Annotated in this window: 12 protein-coding genes, 1 tRNA gene and 1 pseudogene; 13 read left to right on the forward strand and 1 reads right to left on the reverse strand. The window is 63.7% G+C overall.

Annotation, left to right across the window (positions count from 1 at the left end):
* Positions 1 to 231 precede the first annotated feature (231 nt).
* The 12 genes and pseudogenes from ACMUOY_RS07045 to ACMUOY_RS07100 all read left to right on the forward strand — a co-directional run bounded on the left by ACMUOY_RS07045 (position 232) and on the right by ACMUOY_RS07100 (position 9953).
* Complete coding sequence (locus ACMUOY_RS07045) at positions 232 to 738, forward strand: hypothetical protein (protein WP_413891990.1); 507 nt, start codon at positions 232 to 234, stop codon at positions 736 to 738.
* 221 nt (positions 739 to 959) lie between these two features.
* Complete coding sequence (locus tag ACMUOY_RS07050; protein ID WP_413891991.1) at positions 960 to 2165, forward strand: tyrosine-type recombinase/integrase; 1206 nt, start codon at positions 960 to 962, stop codon at positions 2163 to 2165.
* A 568-nt stretch (positions 2166 to 2733) separates the two neighbouring features.
* Positions 2734 to 3174: pseudogene (locus tag ACMUOY_RS07055) on the forward strand (JAB domain-containing protein); the annotation flags it as partial.
* 15 nt (positions 3175 to 3189) lie between these two features.
* Entirely contained in the window at positions 3190 to 3804 is a 615-nt protein-coding gene (locus ACMUOY_RS07060; RefSeq protein ID WP_413891992.1) for a hypothetical protein, read from the forward strand.
* 69 nt (positions 3805 to 3873) lie between these two features.
* Positions 3874 to 4146, forward strand: a complete 273-nt coding sequence (locus tag ACMUOY_RS07065) for a helix-turn-helix transcriptional regulator (protein WP_413891993.1) — start codon at positions 3874 to 3876, stop codon at positions 4144 to 4146.
* Positions 4143 to 4499, forward strand: coding sequence for a single-stranded DNA-binding protein (locus ACMUOY_RS07070; RefSeq protein WP_413891994.1), 357 nt, complete (start codon positions 4143 to 4145; stop codon positions 4497 to 4499). The genes ACMUOY_RS07065 and ACMUOY_RS07070 overlap by 4 nt, the downstream gene beginning before the upstream one ends.
* Positions 4496 to 4738: a helix-turn-helix domain-containing protein gene (locus ACMUOY_RS07075; protein WP_413891995.1), complete on the forward strand. Its 243-nt coding sequence runs from the start codon at positions 4496 to 4498 to the stop codon at positions 4736 to 4738. Before ACMUOY_RS07070 ends, ACMUOY_RS07075 begins: the two co-directional genes overlap by 4 nt.
* Complete coding sequence (locus ACMUOY_RS07080; RefSeq protein WP_413891996.1) at positions 4735 to 7665, forward strand: DUF927 domain-containing protein; 2931 nt, start codon at positions 4735 to 4737, stop codon at positions 7663 to 7665. Before ACMUOY_RS07075 ends, ACMUOY_RS07080 begins: the two co-directional genes overlap by 4 nt.
* Positions 7662 to 8039: a hypothetical protein gene (locus ACMUOY_RS07085; RefSeq protein WP_413891997.1), complete on the forward strand. Its 378-nt coding sequence runs from the start codon at positions 7662 to 7664 to the stop codon at positions 8037 to 8039. The genes ACMUOY_RS07080 and ACMUOY_RS07085 overlap by 4 nt, the downstream gene beginning before the upstream one ends.
* A gap of 60 nt (positions 8040 to 8099) precedes the next feature.
* Positions 8100 to 9122: a hypothetical protein gene (locus ACMUOY_RS07090; protein ID WP_413891998.1), complete on the forward strand. Its 1023-nt coding sequence runs from the start codon at positions 8100 to 8102 to the stop codon at positions 9120 to 9122.
* A 2-nt stretch (positions 9123 to 9124) separates the two neighbouring features.
* Entirely contained in the window at positions 9125 to 9733 is a 609-nt protein-coding gene (locus ACMUOY_RS07095; RefSeq protein ID WP_413891999.1) for a hypothetical protein, read from the forward strand.
* 10 nt (positions 9734 to 9743) lie between these two features.
* Positions 9744 to 9953 (forward strand): hypothetical protein, encoded by a 210-nt coding sequence (locus ACMUOY_RS07100; protein ID WP_413892000.1) that lies wholly within the window; start codon positions 9744 to 9746, stop codon positions 9951 to 9953.
* A 1306-nt stretch (positions 9954 to 11259) separates the two neighbouring features.
* On the opposite strand, the gene ACMUOY_RS07105 is transcribed toward ACMUOY_RS07100, so the two are convergent.
* A tRNA-Leu gene (locus ACMUOY_RS07105) sits at positions 11260 to 11344 on the reverse strand.
* A gap of 39 nt (positions 11345 to 11383) precedes the next feature.
* Between ACMUOY_RS07105 and cysM the strand changes: the two genes are divergently transcribed.
* A complete protein-coding gene (gene cysM / locus ACMUOY_RS07110; RefSeq protein ID WP_413892001.1) occupies positions 11384 to 12286 on the forward strand; it encodes a cysteine synthase CysM in 903 nt (300 codons plus the stop codon).
* Positions 12287 to 12346 lie beyond the last annotated feature (60 nt).

The raw sequence follows: 12346 nt of genomic DNA on the forward strand, positions 1-12346 counted from the left end.
GAGCGGCGTACCTGGCCGGCAGAGGCGGTGCCTGAAAAGGCTCGCCTTGACCCCTGTTGACATCCTGTCACAGAAAATCAACCGGACCTTTGCACAATGGGATTAGGCTTCGCGTTCCCTGTCAGGCCGGACACCATCCGGTTGCCAGGGCCGCCGCGGCACTGCGGCGTGCAACCCCTCACCGAAGGCCTGCTGGGCACCCTGGCGGCCAGACCCCGTGGAAGGAGCGACATGACCCATCCGGACGATTTTTCAGCCGCATCCCCCGACACCGTTTTAGTCCAGCCCGGGCGGCCGGCCGGTCCCTTGGCGCAAAGAGTGCTCCAGGCCTTTGAAAGGGCTTCCCCGGTCGTACGCCAGCGCATGCTCTCGCAGCTGGTGGTGGTCGCCTTTCAATCGGCGTCGCCGGCGGGGCGCCGGCATCTGCTGGAGCGGCTGGTGCGTCCGCTCGGCCTGCTGTCACTGGCTGCGGTCGCCGGCGGGATATTTGCCAAGATCCGGCTGCGCAGCCATTGGCAGGATGTGCAGGTGCAGTTCGACGATGTGCAGAACGTGCGGGCCAGCGATCTGGGGGCTCTGGTCGATCACGTGCAACAGGTCAGTGTCGAGGCCGTGGCCGGCGTGGCCCAGGTGATTGCGGCTTCCCCCTGGATGACAGGCTCGGCAGTTGCGGCGGTGCTGGTCACGGTGTTGATGCGGCAGGCTTCCATGCTCCGGAGCGAGAGTCTCGACGACTGAGCCGATCGTGCGTGACGGTCCCTCGCACAACGTTGCCGCACGCACAACAAAAAACCCGCAGGGCCTGGGTGGCGTGCGGGTTCAGGTCGAGATGACCCCATCCGATGGTGCCCGGGGTCACACCCACACTCACCCTTGAAACCCGCATGAATCCTTGATGTTGTCGTGGGGAGGGCCGAAAATGCCCCCAAATGTGCCCCCAAAGGCCAAAGGATACCCCCATGAAACTGACCGATGCCACCCTGCGCAACCTGACCGAACCCGGCAAACACTTTGACGGCGGCGGGCTTTACCTGGAACTGACCCCGACCGGTGGCCGTTACTGGCGGATGAAATACCGCCACGGCGGCAAGGAAAAGCGCCTGGCCTTTGGCGTCTATCCGGCCGTGAGCCTAAAGACTGCCCGCGAACGGGCCGCCGACGCCCGCAAGGTGCTGGAGGCAGGCGACGATCCGGGCCTGTTGCGCAAAGCCGAAAAGGCCAAGGCCGCCCATGAAGCCGTCAACACCCTGGAGGCTGTCGCCCGCGATTGGCTGGCGCACCAGGCGGCCCGCTGGGAGCCTGTGACCCTTGAACGCATCCGGGCATCCCTTGAAGCGGACCTGTTCAAGACGCTGGGAGCCCGGCCCCTGGCCAGCATCAAGCCCGGCGAAATCATGGCGGCTGTGAAAAAGGTAGAGGCCCGGGGCGCAGCCGACCAGGCGGGCCGGGTGCTGCAACGGGTGAAGGCGGTTTACCGCTGGGCTGTCACCCATGAGCGGATCGAATCGAACCCCATGCTTGATCTGGTGCCGTCTGAAATCCTCAAGCCCCGCGAAGTGCAACACCGGGCCGCGCTGGCGGATCGTGACCTTCCCGAGTTCCTGGGCAAGCTGGCCGCCTACGAAGGCGACTTCACCACGGCGCAAGCCCTGCGGCTGCTGATCCTGAGCGCCACCAGGCCGGGCGAAACACGTGGCGCACGGTGGGCGGAATTCGACCTGGACGCGGCGCTGTGGAAGATCCCGCCCGAGCGCATGAAGATGCGGGTTGAACATCGGGTGCCCCTGTCCCGGCAAGCCGTGGAAGTGCTGCGCACCATGCAGACCCTGAGCGGCGGCCGTGAGCTGGTTTTCCCCAGTCCTGTCTATCCCAGCAAGCCCCTGAGCGAAAACACCTTCAATTCAGCCCTTGCACGCATGGGCTACAAAAACGAGGCGACCGCCCACGGCTTCCGTGCGCTGTTTTCCACGGTGGCCAATGAATGCGGCTGGAATCCTGACGTGATCGAGCGCCAGCTCGCCCACAAGGAACAAAACGAAATCCGGGCCGCCTATCACCGATCAACCTACATGCAGGACCGCGAAAAGCTGATGCAGTGGTGGGCGGACTACCTGGACGGCCGCAAGGCGGGCAACGTGGTGAAGATGCCCCAGCGGGCCGCGTGAAATGGCAAGTCAACGCTTCCCCCGCCTGCTATCGCTGGAAAACACCGGTAACACCGGGAACAAACTGGCGAAACCCAGCAACCATGCGGGTTTGCGGACGATAGGGCACAGGGAACAAACAGGGAACAGACCGGGAACAAATAGGGAACACTTTTATATGATGAAAATTCATTCAGTCATTCAATCCCCGACTATTCCCGCCCCGACCGCCCCGCACTGGCCCGCCGTGGACTGTGCCGGCCAGCTTTGCACGATTGTGGAAACGAGCGCAAAGAGGGCTTCCCTTGGAGCCCTTCACCGGGCCGCGAAATTGGCCGGATGCCCGCAATTTGAGTGAAACCGCCACGCCCGGCGGCGGACTGAGCCGGGCACAAAGGCGGCGGGGCCGATGCTGAGAACACCGGCCCCGCCTGACCACAATCACGGCCACAGGAGGGCCGAAATCATGGCTACCTTGAAATCTACAACAAAGGCAAGGCGACCGGCAGCCGGGCGCGGCGTCAAGGCGCGTGAACCGGCGCCAGCCTACGGTACGCCCAACGGCGCACTGTCGTTTTACAGTGGGCTGAAAGCCAAAGAGCGGGCGACCATTGAACGTGCCCTGGCCATCCTTTGGCGGGAGTTGCGAGAGCGCGAGGTTTTTGGTTCACCCGACTTGGTGAAAGGCTACCTGCAATTGCGCATGGCCGGGGAGCGGTTCGAGACTTTCGGCGCCCTGTATCTCGACTCCCAAAACCGGGCAATCGCCTACGAAACCCACTTCACCGGCAGTGTGAAAAGTGTCACTGTGCATCCGCGTGAAATCGTGATGGCTGCGCTGGCGCATCGTGCGTCCGGTGTTGTGCTTGCCCACAACCACCCGAGCGGCAACGTGCAACCAAGCCGGAACGACGAGGCACTGACGCAAACCATGAAGGCCGCGCTTGAATTGGTGGAAGTGCGGATGCTGGATCACGTGATCGTGGCACGCGGCGCGGCGTTGAGCATGGCAGAGCGGGGCCTGATCTGAATGACGAGGGTGGCGGTGATTGAACCAGAAAGCCCCGAAATGGTTGCGTGGTTCAGGCGGCGCCTTGACAAGATCGGGCGGATTGCGGACGAGTGCCATGTCCCTCGATTTTCGAATGGCTTACGCAGCGAACTATTTGAGTTGCTGAAAAGCAGGGAGGCTGTTCAAGTAATTGAAGTTGCGACGCGCCTTGGAGATTTCGGCAATTTTCCCGAGCAGGCTGCAATGCGCAAGGCGCTTTCGCGGGAGCTGAAAAGGAGCGGCGTTAAGGCGCAGCGTGGAAAGCGAACGGCCTGCGGCCTTCTGGAGCTGGTTGAAATGCTTTCGCCCTTGTTCCTGCATTTTGGTTTGCCTCTAAGAACAAGCGAGCGATCCCGCCTTGTAGAAGGCTTGCGAATGATCGCGGCAGAGATAGGTGTGAAGGGCGACCCCCGCGACGAGCTGCGCAGGTTGTCCCGCAAAGTTCAAAAGGCAACGATACCGAGATCGACGCGCCAAGCCATCCCCGGCTTCGATTCACGGGAGCGTTTGCAAAGTGTTTGGGCGCAGATTCCAGAGGCGCAGCGAAGGGCCGTTCGTGACGCTGTTGCAAAAGGGCTTCAGTCCCTGAAAGTGCATAACCCCCCCTGAATATCTCCCTCCCAGCGTAGGACGGAAGCCGGAAATCATCGGCACCTTAGTAACTTTATGAGGTGCCAAATGAGTCTTAACGAACGTCCCGAAACTGCGCACGGCGCAGCCGCGCAGGGCAATGACGGCCAACCGACCGTCACCCCCGCCCGCCCCGGAAAACTGATCCGCTTGCCGCTGGTGGAGGATCGAACCGGCCTTGGCAAATCGAGCATTTACGCTGGCGTCAAGAACCGGACTTTTCCAGCCCCGGTGCGTTTGAGCGCCCGCGCTGTCGCCTGGAAAGAGCAGGACGTCGATGAATGGATTGCCTCACGTACCACGGCGAGGGGGCATGAATGATCGACGTCCTGACGGCCGGCCGGCTTCGCGGTGCCCCAACCATGCGGGAGTCGGTCAACGGCAAGCCCTACGCCACTTTCAAAATCCTGGCAGCCGACAAAGATGGTGAAAGCCGCGTGCTGTCCTGCATTGCTTTCAACCGTGGGGCGATTGAGGCCTTGAAGCGGCTTGAGGATGGCGACGCCCTGTCGCTGGCCGGCGAAGCCAAGATGACCGCCTGGGTTGCCGCTGATGGTTCGCCACGTTGCGGACTCGATATCACGGCGCATGTCGTCATGAGTGCATACGCGGTGAGCCGCAAACGCAAGACCGCCGACGTGCCACATGCCGACGCGGCCGGGGCGGCGCAGTGAATCAGCACGACATCCTGTTGGCCTACCTGCGACAGCACGGCCGCACGAGCTGCGCCGACCTGGAGCGGCATTGCGATGTTCGCAGCGTCACGACACGGATGAGCGAACTGATTCGCAAGGGCGAACCCATTGAAAAGTCCAAGGTACTTGAACCTGATTCACGGGGCAAGTTTCGGCACGTCACCTATTACGCGCTGGCGGCTGTGTCTTCGCAGCGCGATCTATTCCAAGTCCCATGAAAACAAACATCACGCCCGAGCTGATCCGCGCAGCCCTGGCGCACATATCGGCGACCTGTGGCCGCGAAACCTGGGCACGGGTGGCAATGGCGATCAAGTCCGAATATCCCGACAGCACGGGGCGCGACCTGTTCACAGACTGGAGCGCCACGGCGGACACTTTCGACCCCAAAGCCACGGCGGCAACCTGGCGCAGCGTGAAGGGCACCGGCGCCGTGAGCATTGGCACGCTGTTGCACCTGGCCAAAGAACACGGCTTCACCCTGCCCAAACCCGACCAGGAGCCGGCCGCACCCAGCCCCGAAGCCCTGGCGCAACGCGAACGCGACCGAGCCGAAAGCCAACGGCGTGAACAAGCCCGCACCGAAGCCGCCCACGCCCGCGCAGCGGCTGAAGCGGCGGCCCTGTGGGAGCAGTGCAGCGACCCCGATCCAGAGAGCCCGCCTGTCGGGTATCCAGCCCGCAAGGGCGTTGGAGCCCACGGGGTGCGCTTTACCCCTGACGCCTGGACGCTGGTTCCCATGCGCGACGCATCGGAAAAGCTGTGGAATGTGCAGCGCATCGCACCCGAAAAGCCAGCCACGGGAACAGACAAGTTCTATGGCCCGCCCGGCGTCAGTGGCGGACGCAAAACCGGGCTTTGGCATTGGATCGGCAAACCCAAGGACGCGCCCGCGCTGGCCGTGTGCGAGGGATTCGGCACGGGCGCCAGCGTGTTTCAAGGCGCTGGCCTGCCGGTGGCGGTGGCCTTTGACGCAGGAAACTTGCCGCACGTGGCGAGAGCCTTGCGCAAGAAATACCCGGGCGTCCTGATCGTGATTGCTGGCGATGATGACCGCGCCACCGAAGCCCGCACCGGATCGAACCCCGGCCGCCTGAAGGCCGAAGCGGCGGCGCGTGCGGTGCATGGCCTGGCCGTGTTCCCCGAGCCCCTTCCTGAAAATGGATCTGATTTCAACGATCTGCACCAGGCCGCAGGGCTTGACGCGGTGCGGGCCTGTATCGAGGGCGCAATCGAGGCGCACCAGGCCAGCGCATCGGCCGCCCACGCGGCGCAAGCCGACCGGCAGGGCAACCATAGCCACGGCCCGCGCCATGCGCCCCAAGGCGGCGACGATGGGCACGACACCGGTCGGGCCTTTGACCGTTTCCACGTTGACGATGAAGGCGTATGGTTCACCCCGCCCGGCGATGATGGCGGGATGCCGCGCAAGGTGTGCGGGCCGCTGCGCGTCACGGGCCTGGCCCGCGATGGCAGCGATAACCAGGCGGCGTTGCTGTTGGAGTTTGATACACCTTACCGGGCCGGGCGGCGCTGGTTGATGCCGCTTTCCATGCTGGCGGGCGATGGGGCCGCGTTTCGATCCGCGCTGCTGAGTCAAGGATTCATGACCCCGACCGATGCGAAGCGGCGGGGATGGTTGACCGAATACCTGCAAAGCCGCGCCCCTGCCGAGCTGGTGCGGCATGTGCCCCGTGTCGGCTGGCATGGCCGCTGCTACGTGTTGCCCGAGGAAACGCTAGGCACGAACCCGAGCGGCGAGCGTGTGATTTTTCACAGCGAGGCAGGCATTGAAGCCCGCTTCAGTCAACGCGGCACGCTGGAAAGGTGGCGGCAAGACCTGGCCCGTCTGTGCATCGGAAATAGCCGGTTTTGCTTTGCCACGGCGACCGCCTTTGCCGGGCCGTTGCTGGCCTGGGCAGCGGGCACCACGGGCGGCGGATTTCAGTTGACCGGCCCGACCAGCATCGGCAAGACCACCAGCTTTTTGATTGCCGCGTCCGTGTGGGGCAAGGGCACAGAAAACGACCCCGAGAGCTACATTCAAAAATGGCGCGGCACGTCAAACGGATTTGAGTTCTTGGGAGAGCAACACAATGACGCGACGCTGATCCTTGATGAAATGGGACAGATTGACGCGGTAGAGGCGGGGCTTGTTAGTTACATGCTGGCCGATGGTGCGGGCAAATCCCGAGCAAAGGCAGGCGGCGGACTGCGGCAGAAACCGACCTGGCGAACGCTGTTTCTCAGTAGCGGCGAGGTTTCGCTAGAGCAACACATGCGCACGGCGGGCAAGGTCATGAAGGGCGGGCAGGAAGTCCGGCTGATCCCGATCCCGGCCGAAGTGTTGCCGGGCTCTGCGGCCGAAACCAATCATGAGTTTGAGGGCGGGCATGAGCTGTCCGGCTGGGTGAAGCAACACGCGGCGCGGTGCTACGGCACAGCGGGCAGGGGCTGGCTTGAATATCTGGTGAGCCACACCGAAGGACTGGCGGCGACGCTGCGCGAGCGCATGAACACGGTAGAGGCGCAAATCGTGCCCGAGAGTGCGGCCGGGCAAGTCCAACGCGGCGGGCGGCGCTTCGCATTGGCGGCGGTGGCGGGCGAGCTGGCCACCGAAGCGGGCTTGACCGGATGGCCAGCGGGTGAAGCCACGCGGGCCGCCCGTGCTTGTTTCGAGGCGTGGATTCAATCGCGGGGCGGGTCCGGCAGTAGCGAGGTGACAGCCATGCTGCGACAGGTGCGGCGCTTCCTTGAAACCCACGGCGACGGCCGCTTCAGCATGTGGCACCGATCCGCAGATGACCACGCCCCGAAAACCCTGATGCGGGCCGGGGTGCGGCGCATGCTGAATGCAGACGGCGATCCGATCAAGACGAACAGCCAACACGGCACAGAGTACGGCGACCGCATGCCCGCTGCGCTGGGTGAAGGCGTGAGCTTTGAATACTTCATCCTGGCCGAGACATTCAAGGCCGAAGTCTGTCAGGGCTTCGACCCGGCCGCCGTGTGCCGCGTGCTTCTGGAGCATAAGTGTCTGGTCACGAAAGAGCCCGGCCGATTCAACGTCACGGAACGCCTGCCGGGCTTGGGGCTGGTGCGTTGCTACCGCATCCCGCCCGCCATCTTTGGGCTTGACGTATGACCAGCGGCATTGAGCTGCTATTGCGCCTGGCGTGCGGCGAGCCGGTGACGCAAGCGGACGCCTTGAGCGTCCTTTACCAGGCCATTGACCGGGCCGACGTGCAACGCCTCGACCGGGTGGCAAGGCGCAAGGCCCGTGACGCGGCGCTCCTGGAATGCGCCCGTGTGTTGGCCGCTGACGATCCCGGACCGTGGACCGTGGCCGAACGCCTGGAGTCCGCGATCAAGCGATTCGACGGTCGCGTGTGGCCGCGCCTGCGGGCCGGTATGCCGTGCGATCTTGGGCCGTGTGACATGGCCCTTCACCGCGCCTTTTTGAGCGGCGAGCGCATCCCGAGAACGCAACGAAGGTTGTACGACCTGCTGACGTTTTGAACGCGAAATTTCAGTGGCAAAGGCCGACCATTTAACCCCTCTTCTTGAAAGGCATTCACCATGAACTACACCGAATTCAATTCCCGCGAAGTCATGAGCGCGGCCCCCGATGCGATTGCAATGGGCACCGGCGCCAGCGTCAACCGGCCGCACCCGCTGGCCAGTGAATTGACACTGCGAAAAATCGCCTACGCCTGCGGCCGAAGCCTGCGCAAGCCGCAACCGTATGACACTGAAATGTCGATAGCCGCATCGGGCATGGGCTCCCCTGAGTTCGCCCGCCTGTTTGCTGATGGCGTGTCGTCGGTCACGATCCAGTCCTATCGAGGGCAGTCCGAACACCTTGCCATCGCATCGCTTTTTGATGCGCCGAACTTCTACCCAAGTCAGATTCCCGCGCTGGATTCTGCGCCTGCACTTGAGCCGCTGGCTGAGAATGCCGAAATCAAACAAGGCTTGGTAATGATGGCGGCTGGCGCTCAGGATGTGACGCTGACCACCTTCGCCCGTGCGATCACGATTGCCCGCGAGGACATCATCAACGACAACCAGGGGGCAATTGGCCGCGTCTTTGCCGAGCTGGGAGCCAGTGCCGGGCGCATCGAAGCCCGCTTGATGGCCGATGCACTCGAAGCGAATCCGGTGCTTGATGATGGGGCTGTCACCTTTGACGCAGCCTACTCGAACGTGGTGGCTGAAGCCTTCGGCTGGGCGGCGCTTATTTCGGCGACAACCTTGCTTCGCACCCAGTTGACGCAGGCCGGGCAGCGTGCCGACCTGAAGGCGAAATTCCTTGTCGTCGCGCCTGAACTGGAGCTGCCTGCGCAGAACGAAGTGACCAATGCGGGCCTTGACATCAAGGTTTTGTCGCTGGCGAATCTGCCGACCGGCCGATGGTATGTGCTGGCCGATCCGATGGTTTGCCCTGTGGTGGGCGTGTTGCGCCTGGCAGGCGCCAAGAACCCGGTTCGCGTTGAGCAGGCCAAACGCCCCTTGCACGTCGACGGCGCATGCGTCAAGGTGACGGCCGATCTTGGCGCGTGCCTGCTGCGGCGCAGCGGCATCGTTCGCGGCGGCGCTTGAACATGGATTTCAAAGCCCAAGCGGGCACCGCGTCTGACGGGCGGCTGACCGAACAGACACGACCGATGGCGGACGCGACCCACTCCAGTCGCTGTGAATCGGTCAACCCTTTTGACTACCCGCGCCCCGCCGTGCTGAAACGCGCCTGGGGCTGGCAGGGGCACCACCTGGCGCACGGCCCTGACCTGGGCCGTGTGGCGCACCACGAGGCGGGGCATGTTTGCCTGTTGCAGTGGCTGGGCATCGGGGCGGCGTCAGCGACGGCGACACCTTCCGGGGGGTTTACCCACTTGCCCGCCATGCCGACCGAAGCGCCTGCGGTGCCTGACCCAACGGGCGAACTGACGGCCGCAGGCGCAGCGGTGTTTCACGCTGGCGTCATGGCAGAGCTGCTACATGCTGGCGTTGAGTGGGTGGGGCCAATCTTTCGACCCTCAACCGATGACCACCAAAGGGCGGAAGCATTTTTGTCGCCTGTGTTCGGCTGCCATTCGAGCGGAGCCCACGCCTACGCGCAATTGGTTGCGCTGCACGTCCTGGCCGGGCATTGGCAGCGGGTGACGCAGATCGCACATTGCCTGATCGAGCGCGGCGAGTGGCGGCCCGCGTGAGGAAAGAATCATGACGAACCCAACCATAGCGACAGCACGACCACGGCACGGGCAACCCGGCACAGTCACATTGCGTGCGACCTCGACGTTTGAGGCGAACGGCGTCACCGTAGAAGCGGGCTTGGTGTTTCAGGCCAGCGCATTCGAGGCGCTGCGCCTGTGGCATGCGGGGGTTGCACGCCCGGTCAACCTGGGGTGGCGGGCGCCCGTCATTCGGTAGGCGGATTCCTTCAGCTAGACCCGATGGGTTACGACCGGCCGCAAGGCCGCGACCTGCCTGGCCACGGGGCAGCCATTAAACCGGGGAAGCCCTTGCTGTATTTGGGCGTGGTGAAGCAAAGGCGGAACGGCCCGGCAGTGTCCGGGCTTTGTTCTTTGCGGCCGTGCCCCGCCCCGACTGTGGCCTGAGCAGGCACCAGCCGTGCCCGACCTTGACCGTGGTGTGACCAGGCACCAGCCGTGCCCGCCCCGACTGTGGCCTGAGCAGGCACCAGCCGTGCCCGACCTTGACCGTGGCCTGAGCAGGCACCAGCCGTGCCCGACCTTGACCGTGGTGTGACCAGGCACCAGCCGTGCCCCGCCCCGACTGCGCCATGACTTGGCGCCGTAATGCCGCAGGGGCGTGATTCGGTGTCCCCGGAGTTGTCCACCAACGACCGCCCGACCATCAAGCCGCCGTAGGGCCAACGGGCCGCCTGTAGGCGGCTGGCGGCGAGTTCCTTCCGCGCCGTGGATATCAACACCCGGCGCACCAAGCAAGGGGATTCGGGTGCTGTGCGTCCTAGTGTCGGGCGCCTTGTTCCTCGGTGGACTGCGGCGGACTATTTTGTTCCCGGTGTTCCCGTCCGATCCGCGTTTGTTCCCGGTCCTGTAGGGAACAACTTTCCTCAATGGTGACAAGGGGTTACGTCGCTTTTTCGATTTGTTCCCGGTGTTCCCTACAAATTGAAGCGGGAGCCGGAAGCCGACCCGCTGGCGCCCGGCGCCTGGCGATCTACTGCCCGTCGCCCGAACCGTTGACCAATGGCCCGCCGGGTTGCCGAAGGTACTCCCTGGGGTCAAGCCGCGAGGGTGAATTGGCCGACGCTTTCGGGCTAGTTTCTGGCACTACCTAGGGGGGTTGTAATGGGTAGGTGTTGCTGAATCGCAACTTTGGAAAGGGCGGTTTCGCTGCAAGTCGCAAGGGGGTTAAGAGAGGGGCGGGCCTGCTCGGGGTGGAAAAGGCTAGACGCCAATCGCGGAAACCGACCGGTTCAACATTTTTCATGTGCCCGGGTTTCGGAGGGGGTGTACGGGGCCGAACGCCCGCTGCCTGGGGTGAAAGGCCATGCCCCAAAAGATGCCCCGCCTGGCGGGGGCAGAAAACAGCGGATGCCCCCAATTTTCAAAATCCTGCCCCCAAAGATGCCCCCGAGTGCCCCCGGAATGTGTCACACTCTGCCGGACGCTCTCGCACGACAGGAATCATGTTTTCATAGGGGAAAAGAAAAAAGCCGGACGTTTATGGAACGTGTCGGCTTTATAGATGGTGCCCGGGGTCGGAATCGAACCGACACTCCTTTCGGAACCGGATTTTGAGTCCGGCGCGTCTACCAATTTCACCACCCGGGCCTCGGGAAGGTCGAGCGAAATTATGGCACAGTGCGAAGGATGAACTATCCGACGATCGAGGATGCGATTGGCAGGACGCCCCTGGTGGCGCTGCAACGTATTGGCGCGGCGACGAACCTGGCGCGTGGCAACGTGGTCCTGGGCAAACTGGAAGGCAACAACCCTGCGGGCTCGGTTAAAGATCGGCCGGCGCTGTCGATGATCCGGCGCGCCGAGGAGCGCGGCGAAATCCAGCCGGGCGACACCCTGATTGAAGCGACCTCCGGCAACACCGGCATTGCGCTGGCGATGGCGGCCGCCATCAAGGGCTACCGCATGGTGCTGATCATGCCGGAGGATTTGTCGATCGAACGGGCGCAGACGATGAAGGCCTTTGGTGCCGAATTGATCCTGACTCCCAAAAGCGGGGGCATGGAGCTCGCGCGTGATCTGGCCGAGACCATGCAGAAGACGGGCAAGGGCCGGGTACTGGACCAGTTCGCCAACGCCGACAACCCGCGCATCCACTACGAGACCACCGGCCCTGAATTGTGGGAGCAGACCGGCGGGCGCATCACGCACTTCGTCTCTGCCATGGGCACCACGGGCACCATCACGGGAGTTTCGCGATTCCTGAAGGAGAAGAACCCGGCGATCCGCGTCATTGGCGCGCAGCCCAGCGAGGGCTCGCGCATCCCCGGCATCCGCAAGTGGCCGCAGGAATACCTGCCCAAGATCTACGACCCGAGCGCCGTGGACGAACTGGTGCTTGTGAGCCAGGAGGATGCCGAGGACATGTGCCGGCGCCTGGCGCGCGAGGAAGGCATCTTTGCCGGCATTTCGGCCGCAGGGGCCTGCTGGGTCGCGCAGTCCATCGCTGCGCAGGTCGAGAACGCCACCATTGCGTTTGTCGTCTGCGACCGGGGCGACCGCTACCTGTCCACCGGCGTGTTTCCGGCCTGAAAGCCGGAAAACATGATAAAAAACCATGCCTTCCCAGCGCCAATGGGTCACTGGCTGCTA

The organism is Candidatus Skiveiella danica, from assembly GCF_022705245.1.
Classification (GTDB): Bacteria; Pseudomonadota; Gammaproteobacteria; order Burkholderiales; family Burkholderiaceae_C; genus Skiveiella; species Skiveiella danica.

Bases quoted from the DNA above. Each gene is read 5' to 3' on its own strand.
- ACMUOY_RS07095 (WP_413891999.1), top strand. From the start codon at position 9,125: ATGGATTTCAAAGCCCAAGCGGGCACCGCGTCTGACGGGCGGCTGACC.
- ACMUOY_RS07070 (WP_413891994.1), top strand. From the start codon at position 4,143: ATGATCGACGTCCTGACGGCCGGCCGGCTTCGCGGTGCCCCAACCATG.
- ACMUOY_RS07090 (WP_413891998.1), top strand. From the start codon at position 8,100: ATGAACTACACCGAATTCAATTCCCGCGAAGTCATGAGCGCGGCCCCC.
- ACMUOY_RS07085 (WP_413891997.1), top strand. From the start codon at position 7,662: ATGACCAGCGGCATTGAGCTGCTATTGCGCCTGGCGTGCGGCGAGCCG.
- cysM (WP_413892001.1), top strand. From the start codon at position 11,384: ATGAACTATCCGACGATCGAGGATGCGATTGGCAGGACGCCCCTGGTG.
- ACMUOY_RS07045 (WP_413891990.1), top strand. From the start codon at position 232: ATGACCCATCCGGACGATTTTTCAGCCGCATCCCCCGACACCGTTTTA.
- ACMUOY_RS07100 (WP_413892000.1), top strand. From the start codon at position 9,744: ATGACGAACCCAACCATAGCGACAGCACGACCACGGCACGGGCAACCC.
- ACMUOY_RS07065 (WP_413891993.1), top strand. From the start codon at position 3,874: ATGAGTCTTAACGAACGTCCCGAAACTGCGCACGGCGCAGCCGCGCAG.
- ACMUOY_RS07080 (WP_413891996.1), top strand. From the start codon at position 4,735: ATGAAAACAAACATCACGCCCGAGCTGATCCGCGCAGCCCTGGCGCAC.
- ACMUOY_RS07050 (WP_413891991.1), top strand. From the start codon at position 960: ATGAAACTGACCGATGCCACCCTGCGCAACCTGACCGAACCCGGCAAA.